This is a genomic window from Alteromonas sp. 1_MG-2023 (assembly GCF_030547075.1).
Taxonomy (GTDB): Bacteria; Pseudomonadota; Gammaproteobacteria; order Enterobacterales; family Alteromonadaceae; genus Alteromonas.
The window spans coordinates 105,616-124,550 of the sequence record NZ_JAUOQH010000002.1 but is presented as its reverse complement, the minus strand read 5'-3'; the positions used below and the strand labels follow the sequence as shown (position 1 = coordinate 124,550).

General features: G+C 40.8%; 19 protein-coding genes. 3 read left to right on the top strand and 16 right to left on the bottom strand.

Going from position 1 to position 18,935, the window contains the following annotated elements; translation table 11 throughout:
• Positions 1-778: 778 nt before the first annotated feature.
• The 5 genes from Q4561_RS02520 to Q4561_RS02500 all read right to left on the bottom strand — a co-directional run bounded on the left by Q4561_RS02520 (position 779) and on the right by Q4561_RS02500 (position 4,039).
• Positions 779-1,726 carry an acyl-CoA thioester hydrolase/BAAT C-terminal domain-containing protein gene (locus Q4561_RS02520; protein ID WP_303457387.1) on the bottom strand — a complete coding sequence of 316 codons (948 nt, stop codon included), beginning with the start codon at positions 1,724-1,726 and terminating at the stop codon, positions 779-781.
• A gap of 117 nt (positions 1,727-1,843) precedes the next feature.
• Entirely contained in the window at positions 1,844-2,299 is a 456-nt protein-coding gene (locus Q4561_RS02515; protein ID WP_303457385.1) for a DUF4262 domain-containing protein, read from the bottom strand.
• 29 nt (positions 2,300-2,328) lie between these two features.
• A complete protein-coding gene (locus Q4561_RS02510) occupies positions 2,329-2,709 on the bottom strand; it encodes a DUF3703 domain-containing protein (RefSeq protein WP_303457384.1) in 381 nt (126 codons plus the stop codon).
• Between the two features lie 147 nt (positions 2,710-2,856).
• Entirely contained in the window at positions 2,857-3,321 is a 465-nt protein-coding gene (locus Q4561_RS02505) for a nuclear transport factor 2 family protein (RefSeq protein ID WP_303457383.1), read from the bottom strand.
• 394 nt (positions 3,322-3,715) lie between these two features.
• Positions 3,716-4,039: a hypothetical protein gene (locus Q4561_RS02500; protein WP_303457382.1), complete on the bottom strand. Its 324-nt coding sequence runs from the start codon at positions 4,037-4,039 to the stop codon at positions 3,716-3,718.
• A gap of 452 nt (positions 4,040-4,491) precedes the next feature.
• Between Q4561_RS02500 and Q4561_RS02495 the strand changes: the two genes are divergently transcribed.
• Entirely contained in the window at positions 4,492-4,626 is a 135-nt protein-coding gene (locus tag Q4561_RS02495) for a hypothetical protein (RefSeq protein ID WP_303457380.1), read from the top strand.
• A gap of 82 nt (positions 4,627-4,708) precedes the next feature.
• On the opposite strand, the gene Q4561_RS02490 is transcribed toward Q4561_RS02495, so the two are convergent.
• The 8 genes from Q4561_RS02490 to Q4561_RS02455 form a co-directional block, all read right to left on the bottom strand.
• Entirely contained in the window at positions 4,709-5,197 is a 489-nt protein-coding gene (locus Q4561_RS02490) for a hypothetical protein (RefSeq protein ID WP_303457377.1), read from the bottom strand.
• A 132-nt stretch (positions 5,198-5,329) separates the two neighbouring features.
• Positions 5,330-5,929, bottom strand: coding sequence for a hypothetical protein (locus Q4561_RS02485; protein WP_303457376.1), 600 nt, complete (start codon positions 5,927-5,929; stop codon positions 5,330-5,332).
• A gap of 280 nt (positions 5,930-6,209) precedes the next feature.
• Positions 6,210-6,764 (bottom strand): RidA family protein, encoded by a 555-nt coding sequence (locus Q4561_RS02480; RefSeq protein ID WP_303457375.1) that lies wholly within the window; start codon positions 6,762-6,764, stop codon positions 6,210-6,212.
• A 134-nt stretch (positions 6,765-6,898) separates the two neighbouring features.
• On the bottom strand, positions 6,899-8,920 hold the full coding sequence (locus tag Q4561_RS02475) for an amidohydrolase family protein (protein ID WP_303457373.1): 2,022 nt from the start codon (positions 8,918-8,920) through the stop codon (positions 6,899-6,901).
• Between the two features lie 42 nt (positions 8,921-8,962).
• Positions 8,963-10,093: a dipeptidase gene (locus Q4561_RS02470; RefSeq protein ID WP_303457371.1), complete on the bottom strand. Its 1,131-nt coding sequence runs from the start codon at positions 10,091-10,093 to the stop codon at positions 8,963-8,965.
• Positions 10,094-10,503: 410 nt separating this feature from the next.
• Complete coding sequence (locus Q4561_RS02465; RefSeq protein ID WP_303457369.1) at positions 10,504-11,901, bottom strand: DEAD/DEAH box helicase; 1,398 nt, start codon at positions 11,899-11,901, stop codon at positions 10,504-10,506.
• 92 nt (positions 11,902-11,993) lie between these two features.
• A complete protein-coding gene (locus Q4561_RS02460) occupies positions 11,994-12,650 on the bottom strand; it encodes a CoA transferase subunit B (RefSeq protein WP_303457368.1) in 657 nt (218 codons plus the stop codon).
• Entirely contained in the window at positions 12,650-13,381 is a 732-nt protein-coding gene (locus Q4561_RS02455) for a CoA transferase subunit A (protein WP_303457367.1), read from the bottom strand. Before Q4561_RS02455 ends, Q4561_RS02460 begins: the two co-directional genes overlap by 1 nt.
• A 198-nt stretch (positions 13,382-13,579) precedes the next feature.
• On the opposite strand from Q4561_RS02455, the gene Q4561_RS02450 reads away from it, so the two are divergent.
• Positions 13,580-14,467, top strand: a complete 888-nt coding sequence (locus Q4561_RS02450) for a LysR family transcriptional regulator (RefSeq protein ID WP_303457366.1) — start codon at positions 13,580-13,582, stop codon at positions 14,465-14,467.
• A gap of 26 nt (positions 14,468-14,493) precedes the next feature.
• Here Q4561_RS02450 and Q4561_RS02445 read toward each other — a convergent pair whose 3' ends face one another.
• Both Q4561_RS02445 and Q4561_RS02440 read right to left on the bottom strand, forming a co-directional pair.
• Positions 14,494-15,249 (bottom strand): hypothetical protein, encoded by a 756-nt coding sequence (locus tag Q4561_RS02445; protein ID WP_368411513.1) that lies wholly within the window; start codon positions 15,247-15,249, stop codon positions 14,494-14,496.
• A gap of 73 nt (positions 15,250-15,322) precedes the next feature.
• Positions 15,323-16,024 carry a sensor histidine kinase KdpD gene (locus Q4561_RS02440; protein WP_303457363.1) on the bottom strand — a complete coding sequence of 234 codons (702 nt, stop codon included), beginning with the start codon at positions 16,022-16,024 and terminating at the stop codon, positions 15,323-15,325.
• A gap of 242 nt (positions 16,025-16,266) precedes the next feature.
• Here Q4561_RS02440 and cysB point away from each other — a divergent pair, with 242 nt between their 5' ends.
• Positions 16,267-17,241, top strand: coding sequence for an HTH-type transcriptional regulator CysB (cysB, locus tag Q4561_RS02435; RefSeq protein WP_303457362.1), 975 nt, complete (start codon positions 16,267-16,269; stop codon positions 17,239-17,241).
• Positions 17,242-17,494: 253 nt separating this feature from the next.
• On the opposite strand, the gene Q4561_RS02430 is transcribed toward cysB, so the two are convergent.
• On the bottom strand, positions 17,495-18,868 hold the full coding sequence (locus Q4561_RS02430) for an L-serine ammonia-lyase (RefSeq protein ID WP_303457360.1): 1,374 nt from the start codon (positions 18,866-18,868) through the stop codon (positions 17,495-17,497).
• Between the last annotated feature and the right edge of the window lie 67 nt (positions 18,869-18,935).

Sequence of the window (18,935 nt, the reverse complement as noted above, 5' to 3'; positions counted from 1 at the left end):
GTTCTAAATAGCACGCTGTCGACCAACCATCTGATAGGTATGTTGTAAGGTCGAAAAATGCATCCGCTTTGTCATCGCGCCTAAAGGCGATGCCCTCGTGCTTATATCAGCCTGGCAACTAGTGCGATTTGGTGGATCAGGAACATTTTCATGGCTTATTAAGTGCACATTATTTTTTGTACCGGTACTTTACAACGCGCTAAGTGACCGATTAAATCATTTCCTTCTTTAAAATTAGCGCAATTACCAATACTAAGGCTGTTAACTTTACCGTTAGGCTCAACTACAACATCCATATAAGATGCGGTTAAATTACTATTTTTTATTTCACTCCACGTAAAGTGATAACTGGTATTGTGCGTTTTAAGGAACGTTCGATCTGGTTTTTTGTATTTGCTGGTTATCGTGGTGAGCGTTAAATCTTGTCTTTGAACACTGACACTTGCAGAACGAGGGGCCCAAGAAAATGGCCACTGTCTGGTAACTTCGGTTGTTATTTCACATTCACCAATTCGGTCTGTCTGCGATAGCCTAGATATTATATTTCCATATTCATTGTGTCTTAGACTAATTGAGACTGCTAGGGCCAGCCATAACAGAAAAAGAAATAATGGAATCAATTTACGATTAGCGATGATTTCACTCCTTGTATAATTTACTTAAAAATATGGGGTACGAACACGCAGGCTGGAATTCCGAGAAAGGGGAGGGTGTACTGTATTTTTCAATACAGCTGTTGTTTTGCCAAGGGGGTCCACAGCCACGCGCTGGAGTTGTTTTAGTGCATGTGTTGGGTGATGTTCTGATAATGAGCATCGCAACGAGGTAAGAAATTTTCATCCAAAAATTTAATCACTTCTGGGTGGTAATCATTTTGAGGTTGAAAGTGATTACCATCGGGCACCATAATATGTTTGAAAGGATGGGTAAAGCCTTTGTTTTTCAACCGATTGACTACTTCCTCTGACATTTCTTGTGAAGGCCATATGTGATCTTTTTCACCAGAAACTAACAAGATAGGTCCATTAACATCCTCTACCTTTATTCTAGCACCCTCGACCGAATCAATATCCATTAATGCTATTTCATGAGCACGTCGTAAATCGCCCATTAAAACTGATGGTAAAATCTCCAGCGTTAGTGGTACGTGAGGGAGTTCTTGGTCATTAAACATAAATGAAGAGGTTTTGCCATCAGCAAAAAAAGAAGGCCCGGCAAATACAACATGACTTCCAGCTAATGAAACAGCACCATTAATTTTTGTGTACTTCGATGCCAAGGTAAGTGCTAATTCAGCCCCTTTAGAACCACCCATAACAGCGACACAATTTAAATTTAATCTTGGATTATTTAACGTTAGAACTATTTCGTTGTAAATCGCATCTAAAGAAATTCTATCTAGCTCTTGAGGTATACCTTCCATGCCAAAATATCCAACTGCCAACAACGCATACCCTTGATCAATATATTGCTGTCTTTCTTTAATGTTATGAGGCTTTGTCATGCTGTTTCCGCCTTCACTACCGCCAAAGTATACAAGTAAAGGCTGTTCCTTACCGTCTCCTAAAAATAGCTTGGAGTCTACTTTCCCATAGTTCAAAGGGGGAGTACTGGAGTCGAATGTCATTGGAATAATGAATACAAATCCAACTAATATAATTAATATAATGAGCACTATAAAACTAAGATATTTAACTATTTTTAATACCGTTTTGCTTCCTTTCATTTATATTCCCTGATGTTATTTTTTTAACGGTTAATACAATATTCTTTAAGCCCATCTACCTATGAGCTACCGGGAGAACGTTACGTCAGTACACGCTTAAAACCGCCTGACATAGGCTTACCATGAACTATTTTCGGACAAGCAAGGCTGAATTTCGTGAAAGTCACTATCAGCCTCAGGGTCCCATGGCCAAATTCCAGATGTGGTTGGAAAGATTAACTGAACAGCTTCAAATTTGTCATTGTAGTACCAGCAACAAGACAGTAAGTATTCCTGTTTACTTAATGAAGATACTTCTTTGAACGTTACATCGAAACCCGATAAAAAATCTGGATAAAAGCTTCCTAGTTCAAAAATTTCACCATCACGAACTCTTCTCATATAGTTGTTAACAACGGATGAAGCCAACTTATTCGGTAAGCCCACTATTATTACTTCAGGGGCGCAAAAACTTGCTAAGATACCTGTCGAATACGTGAAGCTTGGACTTTCACCTCTGTTGTCAAAGACAGAGGTAACATGACATCCATGTTTTTTAATATTTGCTACGATTTTCTTTTCTGCGTCGTTCATTGTCTTTCCAATCCGTGTCGCGGGCGAACTTAAAATTTTTGTTTTACGTTACTTTTGGCCCTAATAATTGCGGCCTGATGTAATGGATTGATTGGCAGTTGTTTAAAAGGGCTAACGTTAGCGCCACCTGTATTACCAGCAGGAACTAACCCAATACCGGTTTTAGTTGCGGCACCCAATATACGAATAATTTGGCCGATTCCTTCCTTAATATCTCTCTGGCGAATAGCCCAGAGAAACATAAGAATATGTACCTTAACATGCCACCAAGTAGACTCCTGACCTAAGACATGCGCATTTTCTAAATGATGAAAAGATTCTGACGGGTTATCAGCCAATTCCAGTTTCTTAGCTAATACTATTTCAGCTTCAACATCTGCAGCGATATTTTTAGAGAACTTACTATTCATATTACCATCCTATCCTTGACGTATAACTTCTGAATAAAGGGACGCGCACGCGCAGGGCATAATCGCGAAGCAGTCCAGTGTGTTAGCGCACTAGTGACTAACGGAAGAGACTTTTTGGTTAAATGCATTTTTCTTATGGAGCTTGGCTTAAGGTTTATTGCTAGCTGACACACTAACCAATTTCCATCGACCACTGCGTTTAGACCAGACCTGTGTGCCACCACCTGAAGCAGTGTAGGTATTCCCATTTTTGAGTAATACTGTTTGTGTATACTCGTTGACCAAAATTGCAGTGTTAGCATCAATGACTGATACCTTGACGTTTGGGAACTCTATAAGTTTGACTTTTTGTATTGAGTTAAAGCCAACATTTATAACTGGAGTCAATTCATCGAAGGAATTCCAGTTTGTTCCGTCACTATTTAAACCAATAAATTTTTCTACATCAAAATATTGAAAATAGGTTTTAGTATCGAGCTTTTTTGAAGCTTCGACAAGGTTTCGGAATGAATCTAATACTTCCTTCTCTAAGGCGGCGTGGTTTAGATTTGCATGCGCCAAACATGATAGTGATAGAGAGAAAATTACTACGACAAATTTAATTTTAAACAATTAATAATTCCTTTTACTTTGGCACATAACTTTTCAGCTCGCAGAGCGAGTGGCTTCAGTGTTTGATATGTTTACTAGAAAATTTAAAAAAGGCCAACTAAACACAACTGAGTTTTTGAGGTTTACGTAAACAGCCAAAATAGTACTAGGAGTAATAAAGGGAAGAATATAATGCCTTTTATTACCCCTCGGTTCCTTCGCTGTCTCCAAAAGAAGCTTTGTTCGGCTTTTTCTTTAACCGATAACCAGTGATTGCAATGAGGGCATTGATTACCAAGATACATTATAAGATCGCACTTAGGGCACTTTGCAGACGGTTCTAACGATCCTTTACCCCAAATTGTTGGTTTATCAAAGCTCATAGCTCACCGGAAGGAGTACCAATAGCGTTTTTTTAGTTACCATACCAACACAACTTATAGATACCAAATATTAAACAGTAGAAGCCTGTCACTGAATATATAATCTGAAACACGGTAAATGAATAGGGATGTTCGTCCAAGTTAATTTCAATAGCACTAAAGGTTTTTGACGCTTGAATAGAGGAATACATTAGCCAGAAAGAAAGTGATGAAATAATAAACGAGAGTGTCGTGGTAAGTTTGCCATCAAAGGCTTTAGTGAAAAAAAAGAATAGCAAAGCAAGGAAAAATCCTAGGCCAGTAATAATAACAGCTCTAGCAAGGTTTGGAGATGATTTCGCTTTTGTAACTTGCATGATTCTCGTTTGGTTAACTAACTTTAAGTTAAGGGGCGCAGATGCGGGGCTTTAATTGCGTAGGGGCTGCGAGTATGCGTCCCAGCGAACGAAGTGAGTGACTTAGTTTTATTGCTGGCTGAACATATTGGTTTGTTACGTAGTATTTTTAGACATAGCACGAAAATGATGACCAATGAATGTTGCTACTAAAATCGATATTGCAGAAATAAGTAAATCAATAACCCATGTTGGAGAAATATATACAGTTTGCATGAGCATAGAAACGATAAAAGTTCCCACAACTGAACTTATGATAACTACTAGCGAATAGCAAGGGCAAACACGCGAGGGGCTACCTGGAGGAAGCCGCTAGCAAATCTGCGAGCTGATGAATAAGAACATCATGAGGCGTAGGCTGGAGGTGAGTTGGCACAAGGCAACGAAACTACGTGATCTAACGGCCACCGTATATGATGCAGCAGAAGTCAGCAGAAGGCATAGTAGCCAAACGCCCATCGTATTGGTTGGGACACGGTGAAGGCCTGAACATGAAGATCAATAAAGAGCTTGTGCAACTCATTTACTCCGTACCTGACTTGGTCTAGGTGCGTTGGCGCAAAAGCAAAAGCCATTATTGAAATGCACAGGAGCTAATCGGCTGTAGGTTAGAGACCTTCGGCTATCCGATTAGCTACCTGCTAATTCAACTACTTCAATAGAAACAGTTCCTAATAGTACTAAACCCCACAAAAAAGAAAAAAAGCCTATCGTACCAAGAATAACAATAAGTGCCCTAAGCGTTGATAAAGTCGTATTCCCAGTTATTTGATCGTCACTTAGGGGGAGTCTGCCATCCCAATTTTTATTGATATAAAAACCTTGAATGAGCATTGTGTAATAGCAGACTGAAAATGTAACAATTGTAAATAGCAACAATCCCCATGAGAGTTTCAAATCCTGTAAAATTGAAGTAGTTACTTGGGGAGAATCTTGTTTTAAAAAAAGGCTCATTGAAATAGTCAACGCACCACCGGTAAATAGCAAAACTGTTTTCGTGAATAGGTCAATTCTTTGTCTAAAATCTATACGAAATCCACTCTTTCGTTCTAGGTACTTATGGTGATCTTCTGGAGATATTTTTCGACGCTCCTCGCCATGTATATTATTTGCTTCCATTATTTAATATTCCCTGTAAGTAGTTAACTTCCCGCATAACGGGCAAATATATGTAGGCTAAAATACTAAGCGAAGCGCAGGGAGCCTACATATATTTGTCCCACGCGAGCGAAGCGAGTGTTTATGCGCTTGTTAGGCACATCTTATAACTACATCAGGTTCCATTCGCTTTTTTTCCTTGTGGGATGGAATAAAGTGCAACGTAAACGGAAAAGCCACCAAAAAATAAGACATAAACCCGTACATTAGTAGCTTATTATTGGGCTCCTCAAAGTGCTTTGTAATAGTAACATTTGCTAAAAGTTGCCCCGGAGAAACAATTCTAGGATGTAAAAAACTACTTAAAAGCGCTAAAGCGATAAGAATTGAGGGAAAGAGCAACGTGGAGTAAACAACATTTTCATGCGAGCTCAACTCTCTTGCTACACACCATACTACCGGAATACCTTTATTCTCAATGACAAGTCCAATAAAACAAATGGGGGTAAAGACAAGGCTTACTATTGTATAAAAATCTATAAAGAAAGAAGTAAAACCACGCCACCACGGCGCTTCAATTTCCGTTGAGACTGGTTTCATTTTCAGAGAATAGACAATGGCGAAGATGATAAAGGGATATGAAAGTAAGGCTAGCTTACTCATTTGGAGGGTTAAGAAACCATTTTCTATTACGAAAGAAGTATCTCCTAAATACATATCTAGAGTGATCCCAATCAATACAATAAAGCGCAAAATTGATGAGTCTCCTTGAAAGTGCCTAACAATTTACTAGACCACAAACCGGTCGGTCTATACACACCATTATGGGGTTTTTAATTTTATCATTATTATCAGGTTACCCTCTAACTTCTCTAAATAAAACAATAAATCACAATGGTGTTTTTTACTCATGAGTTAAAAGTACCAAAACGGAGTGTCAGGTGGAATAGGTGTATTTTACGCATAGTTTGATTCACAGCTTCTGACGGTAACTTACTTTTTACCGTCAGATAGCAGGGTAGGTCAGCGCTCTTTATTCTTCGTAAATTTCAACAACAAGTTCTATTTCAACTGATTGATCTCTAGGTAGTGACGCCATGCCAACGGCGGCGCGTGCATGCCTACCTCTATCTCCAAATACTTCTACCATAAGGTCTGAAAACCCGTTAATAACCGCTGGCTGTTCTACAAAATCAGGACTTGAATTTACCATTCCGAGTACTTTTACAATTCTTTTAACGCGCTTTAAATCGCCTAACATTGTTTTAAGTACAGCGAGTTGGTTAATCGCGGTTAATCTTGCACCGGCGTATGCTTCATCAATAGTCACATCCTTACCCACTTTTCCTCTTAATTCTTTTCCATCCGGCGATTTAGGCCCTTTTCCGGCTAGAAAGATTAAATTGCCCGCTTGCACACCGTTTACGTAATTAGCGACAGGTTGAGGAGGGCTAGGTAATACAATATTAAGTGCTTTTAAACGTGCTTCAGGATCATAATCAGCCTCGGGGGCGTCTTTTATATTGGTGGGGTTGCATCCAATAAGCAGGGTAAACGAAATTGCGATAATAGATAAATACTTGTACATTTTTACGTCCTCGCTTTGAGCTTTATACATTCGATTTTTTGCTGCTGAAAACCATTCAGATAACGAAAAGGGTAGACTTTCATCGTGAACTTATTTAGGGGTAAAACGCTTTAGGTTCCAGTTCGTCCTATTGTTCACTTAAAATGCTTGATCCCCAAGGCCGCATACAATGCTTTTACATCGTAGTAGTACCCACCTTTAAACGTCAGTTCTACATTTCTAATGTCACTGAGATTCTCGAGTGGATCCCCATCAATTAAAATAACATCAGCATTTTTTCCCACTTCAATACTGCCTAGTTTGTCTGCTTGTTTCGTAATTTCAGCTGCCCGTATAGTTGCCATTTTTAAAACATCTTCATTTGAAATACCTGCAACGCCATAAAGCTCAAGTTCTCGGTGTAGTAAAAAGCCGGGAAGCCCGTCAGTCCCTGCACCTAGTGCTACGCCTTTTTTATGCAAGTCATAAACTACATCTAGCATTTTCTGAAAGCTTTTTTCATAGAGCGGGGCTGTTTCTGCGGTTGTTGGGAATCCACCAGTAAAATAAGCCCTTTGACTAACAATAGGCAAACGGTGCACAATTTTTTCGTATGTTGGACTTGGTAGCCCTTTCTTTGAAGTGAGGATATTTTCGAAAAGCGCTACGGTAGGGTCAATTAACACATCTTTTTCAATTAAAAGATCAACAAAGTCGATATATTTTTTATCATTCAAGTCTAACTTGTAACCATGTCTTGCTGGCATGGTGTGTCGAAGTGGCGTTCTAGTATCAATGCTTGTCGAAAGAAAATTCAAAAACACCATGTTGATGTGCTGAACTTCGTTGTAGCCTAGTTCAATGGCTTTTTGTGTCGACATAAATGCGGGAATATGACCACTTACCCGCATGCCATAGCCCTTCGCTCTATTTATCAGTGGTTCAACCCAATCTGTTTTTATCGCACTATAAAGCTTAATTTGGTCGTAACCTAAAGCATGATAGTCGTCAATTTCAGCCAATGCTTGTTCAAGGGTACTCACTGAATTGCGCTTGTTAGCTAGAGGGCCTGGGCCATCAATAATGCCAGCATAAATAACAATTCTGGGGCCAATGATTTGGTTTTCGTCAAACTGACGACCAAGGCTTTTGAGTTGCTTGTTGTTTGCCAAATCTCTAACCGAGGTGACTCCACCAGCAATATGTAAAAGGCCTCTCGCTTTGCTGTTATGAGTATGCATATCAAAAAGACCAGGCAGTAGGGTTTTTCCCGTTCCATCAATGATGGTTATATCGTCTAGCGAAGACCGTTGAGTGTCGGTAATCTGGCTAATTTTATCGCCAACAATAAATACATCTTGATGACTTGCAAGCTTGCCACTCGGAAGGAATACCGAGACGTTTTCTATTTTGATTTCATCGATTTTGTTCGATAAATTTTTGGCTAACGAAGAAAGATAGTGTTCTTCTTCACTGTCTTGCAGCGCCTTGATTTCTAGGCGTGAAGCTACAAAATCTTCTCTTATGATGTGTCGGTTACCGGCAATTCTGGCAATCATGCTGTCGCCTTGCATCCACAGATACAAAGGGGTCATATCAATGCCTTTAATGACAAGCAACGTCAGTCTTTCACCATTTTCCAATGTAACAGGCTTTTTCTCTATCAAAGAAAATTCACCGCCATCAAATACCTGCACTGGTTTGCCATTATTTTTTAAAAATAGATTGCCTAATACTTCATACACCGCGGGGCTACCATCAAACCTAAAGTAAAACTGTGGGTCTGTATAATCGGTTGTTCCAGTGCCCAGTGTATTAAAATAAGTGGCTTTACCATCTTTAATTTCAAAGTAGTCTTCAAAAGGTAATTTTAAGTAGTTGACTCCGTTTACTCTTTGCCTAGTGATGTAATAATCATTGTCATAGGTAATGACCTCTTGAATCTTTGGGCCTCGGCCTCTGTCAGTATAGTGATAGGTGTAACTATAAGTATTATCAGCTACTGCTGTTTTAATATAACTGCCAGCAATGCTTTCACGAAAAACTACTTGGTAAGTTACTATTTTGGTGTTGTTATTTTCTTCGCCGATATCGGTTTGAGTGTTAGTTTTCGAACAGCCTAAAAGGGCGGTGAACAGCAATAAAACTGCTCCTAACTGAGTTACTATTTTGGTCATAATTTTTATCAACTCACGTAGTTTTAAAATGGCAGGAAAGTGTTAAAGCGTATCTTGGTAATAACGAATCCAGTTTTGGCCTAGTAACTTTTCTATATTACTAGCCGTAAACTTACGCTTTTCTAGTACGTGAATAACGTTTCTAAATCTATCGGTTGAGTCTAGTTCAGGTATGTGAGCGGGCCATCTCACTTGATAAGAAGGTTTAAAACGAGTGAGTCTTGGGGTATACCAATTCTCCTTAGTTGCGCCATTGGCCATCATACCTTGGATGGGAAAATCAGAAGCCATGGCGACATGATCAATACCGGCAATATTTATGGCGTGCTCGATATGGTCTACGTAATTTTCTAATGTGGTTTTCCCACCAGGATCTGGCCCCACCATGTAGCCTAACCCTATAATACCAATCACTCCGCCTTTATCTGCCATGGCTCTGAGTTGTTCATCAGTTTTAGCTCTGGGGTGATTTCTGTATAGCGCTTCGCACATAGAATGGTTGATTGTGGCGCCTTTTTTACTGTAGGTAATACCGTCCATAGTGGTTTGTCGGCCACAGTGGGAAAGGTCTATTGCTATACCCAGCTCATTCATACGCTCAACAGCTTCAATACCAAAATCAGACAATCCTGCATTGGTACGTTCTGTCGAGCCGTCGCCCAGCAAGTTTCTCTCGTTATAAGTTAACTGCATCCATCGAGTACCTAAATCGTATAGGGTATCGATGTTATCGATAGAATCACCAATCATTTTAGTGTTTTGAAACCCACAGAAGACAGCGGTTTTACCTTCTTTTTTGGCGGTTAAAAAATCATTGGCCGAGGTAGCAAGTAATAAAGTAGAAGGGTTTTCATCAATGCGTTTTCGCCATTCATTCAACGACGCTTTCGCGACGGATAAACTGCTACTATTTAGCGAGTTATGAAAGCCGGTGTATCCCGTTTTTTGCAAAGCATCGAAAGAGTCTTTGTCCCATCCTCTTGAGATGATCATTCCATCTATCACTATGGCGTTGTTATACAGCTTTTGTAAGTCAATAGAGTGTGTGGAAGATGTGTTACTGGCAGTAGCTAACATATTCTCGGTAGGTGCGCTTAATGCCGACATAACTTGAGTAGGAAATACCAAACCTAACGACAATAATTTGGTTAAGTTTCTTCTTGATTGCTGCATAGGAACCCCTTTCTTTTTATTGAAAATTGACGTAATGAAGAGCGTCTTATTATCCACTGAAAGTAGATATCTTTTGATGAGTACATGCACGTTGGGAAACGTCCCAATGCTAACTACTAGTGTTAGCTGTGTAAAAAAACCTAACGTATTCAAAGATACAAGATTTAATTACATGTTGCGAGTTGAATTTTTAACCAGTGGACTTTCCCATTTTTAACACCATAAAAGTCATCGGAAGGTGGCAAAACACATTAGGTGTTTTTACATGTTACTTAGACTTAAGTAGTAGGGGTGTGTACAGCAGGGAAGTGGTTTGATGGACAGGGGTTAGCATGAAAACTTTGCAATAAATTGGCACAAAAAAAGGAGCACTAATGCTCCTTTACAAATTTTTAGATTGCTACGAGATCTTAACTGTTATCGGTTTTATCTTTATCAATCTCATTGTTTACATCTATATCTATACCAGCTTCGAATTCTGATTCATCTTCAGGCTCAGGTTCTACTTTTCTAGGCTTACGCTTCACTGGCGCCATGCCAATCTCAGTACCTGCCATGGTATCTACGCGGCGAACTTTCTTCGCAACAGTAGCTTCTTGGGCTTCAGACTTATTGGCTTTATTTTTCTGCGCATCTTGTTTAGGCGTAGGGGCTTTAATGCCTTTGAATTTAGCCGGAAGAGTGTCGTGCGACTCACACTCTAATTCGTATTGTAAATGTGCTTTTAACGTAATGAAGCTCTTCCAGTCTCGAGGGCCTACAAACGAAGCGGCTTCACCTTTTTGACCTGCTCGGCCAGTTCTACCAATGCGGTGAATATATTCATCAGCATTTTTGGGTAAATCAAAGTTAATAACCAAACCAACTTTAGATAAATCCAAACCTCGTGAAGCCACATCAGTAGTGACCAATACAGAGTGCTGCCCACGGGCAAACTCGCTCATGATGGCTGCGCGTTGGTTTTGAGGAAGGTCTCCTCTAAGGGCAATGGCCTCAAGCTTATCTTTGTTCAACATGGCAGTTAAACGATCGGTATCTTCGCGAGTTGCGGTGAATACAATAGCTTGATTGTAAGTCCGATTAGATATTTCGTGATGGAGCAGGGTGTCTTTGTGTTCAATATTGTCGGCAAAGAAACACTGTTGCTGAATATCACCATGGTGCGCTGTTGAATCACCAACCGACACACGTACCGCCGCTTTTGTTAATCGGGCAGTCATGTAGTTAAGTTCAATGCTATCTAATGTGGCTGAAAACAGCATGGTTTGGCGTTTACGGTGATTCGCGAACTCGTTAATCATGTTTAACTGTTCTGAAAAGCCTAAATCTAGCATGCGGTCAGCTTCATCAAAAATAAGCAGCTCTAGGCCATTTAGAAATACGCTTTTGTCTTTCAAGTGGTCGGCAACACGCCCAGCAGTGCCTACAATAATATGTGGGTTACGGCGAAGTGCTTTTACTTGGTCGTTATAGTTTTCACCACCTACAACAAGCGTACAGGCTAGGTTTAGGCCGGTACACATGGTTTTGGCTTCTAGAAAAACTTGCTTCGCTAATTCGCGGGTAGGCGCAAGAATAAGTGCGCGAGGATCTTGTCGGCTTAACGCCTTTTGCGACATTAAACGATTAATGGCCGGAATTAAAAATGCGAGTGTCTTGCCCGATCCCGTTTTTGAAGAGGCGATAATATCTTTACCCTGAATAGCAGGAAGCATGCTTTTTTCCTGAATTTCAGTTAACTCGGTAAAGTTTCTACTTTCGAGTTTGGTAATGATTTTGTGATGAACGGGTAAGTCAGTAACTAGCAAGATTCGGCCTCATGAATAATAACGTCACGTATTATCCCTTAAAGGCCGATATTATGAAAGCTCGCTATGCGTTTACCTTGGCTAAAAATCGGTTAAACCTGCATTTCAGCCACATTTTCTGCTACTACCAGTTTGCCGCCCGTTTTTGATTTAATATCTTCAACAGAAACACCCGGAGCACGTTCTTTTAATAAAAATGCGCCATCTACCACTTCCAATACGGCTAAATCGGTAATAATTCGCGTAATACAATTCACCCCCGTTAGCGGCAGAGTACATTCACTTAACAGCTTCGGATTGCCATGTTTATCGGTATGAGTCATGGTTACAATGATATTTTTAGCGCCAGCTACCAGATCCATGGCGCCGCCCATACCTTTTACTAGCTTCCCGGGTATCATCCAAGAGGCAATATTACCGCTTACGTCTACTTCAAACGCACCAAGCACGGTAAAATCAACATGGCCACCGCGTATCATGGCGAAGCTTTCTGCAGAATTGAAAATAGATGCCCCGGTGATTGCGGTAACGGTTTCTTTTCCCGCATTTATCATATCCGCATCAACATCACTTTCTTTGGGGTAGGGGCCCATGCCCAATAAGCCATTTTCCGATTGCAGCATTACACTAATGCCTTCTGGCACAAAGCTGGCGGCCAACGTCGGAATGCCTATGCCTAAATTCACATAATCGCCGTCTTTAAATTCTTGCGCCACTCGCATGGCTATTTGATCTCGAGATAGTGCCATTATCGTGACTCCCCTGCAGTAGCGTTATCCATTGTTTTTGAAACCACTTTGCGTTCTATGCGTTTTTCAAATTCCCCTTTTATGACTCTATTTACATAAATGCCGGGCGTATGAATTTCACTGGGGTTTAGCTCACCGGGTTCAACAATCTCTTCTGCTTCTACCACTGTAATAGTGCCAGCAGTAGCTGCCATAGGGTTGAAGTTTTGTGCCGTATGACGATAAATGCAGTTGCCGTATCGATCGGCTTTCCACGCTTTCACAATGGCAAAGTCGCCCGTAATGGCTTCTTCTAGAATATAAGGGCGACCATTAAACGTTTTCACTTCTTTGACTTCGCCCACAGGCGTGCCATAGCCAGTAGCCGTATAAAACGCAGGAATGCCTGCGCCGCCAGCACGCATTTTTTCGGCTAACGTGCCTTGCGGTGTTAACTCAACTTCAAGCTCACCGTTTAGTAGTTGCTTTTCAAACAGTGCGTTTTCGCCTACATAGGAAGACACCATTTTTTTGATCTGTTTGTCTTCTAACAAAATACCTAATCCAAAACCGTCTACACCACAGTTATTAGAAACCACGGTAAGTTGTGTTGTGCCCAAGGTTTTGATTTGTGCAATAAGGCCTTCTGGTATGCCGCATAAACCAAATCCACCCGCAATGACTGTCATACCATCCGTTAGCCCTTCCATGGCCTCCTGATAGGTAGTGACGACTTTGTCGAATCCTGACATGGTACTTCCCCTTACTCGTAATGTTATTAATTTGTGTTAATTAAAAGTATCAACAATGTTATCTATTATGTAAAATTGAATTAATCACTTAATTGATAAGTTTTATTTATTAATGCATCGGTCTACTGACACTGTGATTTGTTATTCCAGTGAGCTATTAGCCCAGTGATATATCAATCCACTTAGGACATTAACGTTGTGAACATTTCCTACAGAAACTTGCAAGCATTCATCCATGTGGCCCAATCAAGCACGTTCGCCGAGGCCGCTATTAAGCTACATCTCACTCAACCCGCATTGTCTTCTGCAATTAAAAAAATGGAAGAGCAGTTAGGTGGGAAATTGTTTAGTCGCAGTACACGTCATGTGTCATTAACCAAAGAAGGGGAAGCACTTTTGCCCAACGCAATCAGAATAATGCGGGATTGGGACGATACTTTTGGTGATATTCAAAACCTGTTTGCTATGGCTAAAGGCCGTTTAACCCTTGCAGCTATGCCATCTTTTGCAGAGTCACATTTGCCTAGCTTATTGAATAGGTACCATCAGCATGCACCGAATATCAATTTACGCATTTTAGATGTAGTGATGGAAAATGTTATCTATGAAGTCTGTGAGGGTAGGGCCGAACTGGGTTTCACTTTCGAACCGCAGCAAAATGAAGGCCTTATTTTTACTCCGTTATTTGATGACTGTTTTGTGGCAGTCGTGAATCCTAATCACATATTGGCTAAAGCCCAAACGGTGAGTTGGGAAGATTGTGTTCAGCATCCAATGGTAATGATGAATAGGGGCTCGGCGGTAAGAATGTGGACTCAACAAAAAATAAGTACGGTAGGCGAGGCGGTTATAGTCGCTGAAACGGGCCAGTTAGGCACATTAGGTCAACTTATTAAGCAAGGGCTGGGTATCGCTATTATGCCGTCTTTGTGTATTGCATCTATGGAAGGTATTGGCCTTACGGTGCTTAAAATGAAAGAAGACCCTTTAATAAAAAGGGTCGGCATGGTAAAGAACGCTAAGCGTGATATGTCAGTTGCAGGGCAAGCACTATGGGCAGAGGTGCTGCGCCATTATAAAAGGTAAGTTACCAAGTAGCGGTAAGAAAACCCTTACCACTTCTTCTTAGGCGCAAACAACTCATCTAATTCGTCACGCTCTTCTTCTTGTTTCTTAGCTCTATCTTGTGCGTTCACATTCTTAAGATTGTTTTGTATTTCTGACAACCATTCCTGTAACGTTACTAAGCGTGTTTGGGTGTATTCATCTTGCTGGTTCTGATTCTCAAGGGCTTTTTTAGCCTTTTCGTAATATTGGCGTGCTGAACCTAACATGTTCGATTGTTGTGCCGCGCGGCCGCGCTTAATCAAGGTTTCTACATTAACCTTTATTTGTAAACGCTCTAATAGTTTGTCTTCGTCAAAAAACACCTTGCTTTCCACTTTGCCTTTGCTGTGTTCTGAACGAAGCAAAATTCGAAGTTTTTTAACCGCTTGTATGTACTGAATAATAAGCTTGTCATTGTCGGGTAAAACGAATTCGTTGGCACTTACGGCACTAGAGGTTTGTGTGGCTATTTTCTGTTCAGTGTTGGCAAGCTTTTGTTTGGTTTCTGGCGTGCTAGCATGTTCGTTAACGGTTTTTAGGGCACTTAACACTCTGTTTTCTAATATCTGCAACATACGCCCTGAGATAGGCATGTTGGCGCAGGCTAAAATAACGCTTTCCGTTTCATCTATTACTGCCCGTTGTTTAGCCAGTTCAGCGCGACGTTCCGAGTCAGCTTTAGCGCGATGTTGCTGCATAGCATTTATAAATATTGCTGCTATCAGTAATACAACAATCAGAATTATTATTATCATGTACATGCGCGAATTTCCGTTTATTACCTATTTAGAATTAAAACTTTGACGTTATACGTCACATTCTTATGCGTTAATGTTACGGTATTTTGACCTTAAATACACTTCCACCTAGCGTGCCACCATTACTTAGTGCGATCTCTCCTTGCACTTGTCCTTGAGAATGGGCTGACGCAATAAGTTTAGCAAAGAAAAGTCCTAAGCCTGTCCTTCCTTGACTAAGTTGAAAGCCCGCTAAATCCTCATAGGATTTTTCTAGCATTGAAACAGGGTAACCAATGCCATCGTCTTCAATACAAATAACTAAGCATTCGTCTTCTGTATGTGCTGAAATAATAATTTGAGATGTGCCGTATCTGAGTGCGTTTACCAATACATCATTAATTAACAGATATATAAGTTCTCTATCTAGATACCAACTCAAATTAAGGTCGACATTAGCAGTGACCACAATTTCTTTTTGTTCAACATAGATAATATTCGAGCCGACTACATCGTCAATTAAGTCACTTACAAAGCATTCATCAACGGTTATCGGCAGGCTTTCAAGCTCTGCGCGGTATAGCGATAATATTTGTACTAAGTTAGTGTTAAGACGCGAAGCTTCATAATGCACACTGGCTACTTGCTCTCGTGCTTTGCTGTTCTCTGGCGCTAACGCACTAGAGAGATTTTCAATTGACTGAATGAGAAGAAAAAGCGAATTCTTCATATCGTGCACAGCAGCTGCTAGCACCGACGAAAAGTCGATAGGTGAGGTAAGTTGCTTTTTTTCACTCATGAAAGAAACCTGTTATTTCCCTTAACATAGAAAGCGTTGAATTAATTAAAGCATCTGTAAGAACAAAGGAAAACACTATTTCAACGGGTATTGCACTTTAGTATTGCTTATTTAAAGCAAAATTACCTACTATTTTCTGCGTTAATCTGTCAGGTTTGTAATAGCTTATCGTAATTTTTAGTAGTTTTGGTTATAACGATAAGGGTATAGTACACAACTGGCTACAAGGAGCGATGTTTTAAATGAAATTACAACAGCTACGTTACATAGTAGAAGTACTTAACAATAATCTGAATGTTTCTGCTACGGCAGAAAGTTTATATACCTCTCAACCGGGCATTAGTAAGCAGGTGAGAATGCTAGAGGATGAGTTGGGTGTACAGATTTTTGGGCGTAGTGGTAAACATCTTACTCATGTTACTGATGCTGGAAATGACGTTATTAATATTTCCCGAGAAATTCTGGCAAAAGTAGAAAGCATTAAAGCGGTAGCCCGTGAGCATACGTTACCAGACCAAGGTAAATTAAATATTGCCACCACGCATACCCAAGCTCGCTATGCGTTGCCCGATGTCATTCAAGGCTTCATGAACAAGTACCCTAAAGTGTCTTTGCATATGCACCAGGGTACGCCATCGCAAATAAGTGATTTAGCCGCTAAAGGCGAAGCCGACTTTGCCATCGCGACTGAAGCGCTTCATTTGTACAACGACTTAGTGATGCTGCCTTGTTATCACTGGAATCGAAGTGTGATTGTGAATAAAGATCACCCTTTGTCGAAGAAAGGCTCTATTGATATTAGCGATATTGCGAAATATCCGCTTGTAACCTATGTATTTGGCTTTACTGGACGTTCAGAGTTAGATCAAGCCTTCGAACGAGCGGGCCTTACGCCTAAAATTGTTTTCACTGCCACAGATGCCGATGTCATTAAAACTTATGTGCGATTAGGTGTGGGTATTGGTGTTATTGCTTCCATGGCCGTTAGCGATGAACTCGATTCAGATTTAGTGAAAATTGATGCAAGCCATTTGTTTGATTACAGCACCACCAAGATTGGCTTTAGAAAAGGGTCATTCTTACGAAGCTACATGTACGACTTTATCGAGCGCTTCGCACCGCACTTAACGAAAGATAAAGTTGAAAAAGCCATGATGCTGAAAAACAATGATGAGGTAGAGAAGATGTTTAAAGGGGTAACCTTACCCGTTAAATAAATAACGTTGCTGTTTGTTATTTTGTAGCCAAAATTATCTACCTTTAAAAGAAGGCGGTTAGACAGTGTGTTAAAGCACTTTCTAATCGCCTTTTTTGTGCCAATCGCTTTTTTGTGTATGCCAAGCTTAAGGTCGTAGATTTTGAAACGCCAAATATCTACAAACAAAGTTCAAAGGTGAGAAATGAAAGCTATCTAGCGATACACCACTGGCAGTTACAGCGCTGGTTTCATTATTGGCTACTCACTAGCATCTAGCATTCGATGATATTAACTGCTAAGCCGCCGCGGGCGGTTTCTTTGTATTTGGTTTTCATATCATTGCCGGTATCGCGCATAGTTTTAATCACTTTATCAAGTGATACCTTGTGCTCGCCACTGCCTCTAAGTGCTAATCGAGAAGCGTTAATGGCTTTTATTGCACCCATAGCGTTACGTTCAATACATGGTACTTGTACTAGGCCGCCCACGGGGTCGCACGTTAACCCTAAGTTATGCTCCATACCAATTTCTGCGGCATTCTCTACTGCCGGTACAGTACCGCCCATAATTTCTGCCAGAGCACCAGCAGCCATAGAACATGCAACGCCTACTTCACCCTGACAGCCTACTTCAGCGCCAGAGATAGACGCATTTTCTTTATACAAGATACCAATAGCGCCCGCGGTAAGTAAAAAGCGGCTGGCTACCTCTTCATCTACCGGGCGAATAAATTTGTCTACGTAATGCAAAACGGCTGGAATAATTCCTGCTGCGCCGTTTGTGGGTGCTGTAACTACACGGCCTCCAGCAGCATTTTCTTCGTTCACGGCAAGGGCAAACAGGTTTACCCAGTCCATGGTTTGCATGGGGTCGGTGGTGTGTTCCGTTTGTAGACGTCGATAAAGCGCAGGGGCGCGGCGCACAACTTTAAGGCCACCTGGCAATATACCTTCGCTGTCGATACCACGTTGAACACACGCTTTCATCACCAACCAAATTTCGAATAGTTTTTGCTTTACCGCATGGGTTGGTTGAAAGGTGGTTTCATTTTTTAGCATAAGGGCACTAATACTTAGGCCATTATTTTTGCACTGTTCTAACAACTGTGCGCCGCTTTTAAAAGGGAAGGGCACTTGAGCTTGCACAACTGCAGCGTGGGCTTTAGTGGCATCAAAGTCTTCATCTTTAACTATAAAGCCACCACCAATACTGTAGTAGGTTTGCTCGCACAATAATGTATCGTTTTCATAAACGTAAAATGTGAGCGCATTGGCATGTTTAGGTAAGGTTTTACGACGGTGAAATACAATCGCATTTTTGTTAGGAAACAAGATAGGCTTTTCGCCATTTAGGCTTAACGACTCTTGGTTTCTTACATCTTCTAGTAACGGTTCTATTCTATCGACATCAATGCTTTCAGGCATTTCCCCAGATAAACCAAGAATAACGGCCTTACCCGTACCATGACCAATACCGGTTTGACCAAGTGAGCCAAAAAGCTCAACTTTGACGGTAGTGATTTTTGAAAACAGCGCGCTATCAGCGGCCAGTGTTTTAGCAAACTCAGCGCCTGCACGCATAGGGCCAACGGTGTGAGAGCTCGAAGGGCCAATACCCACGCTGAACATATCAAAAACACTAATCATAAAATTACACCGTTAAAAATCTAATAAATGGATCATGCATGTAGATGGGTGTAACTACAATACAGAA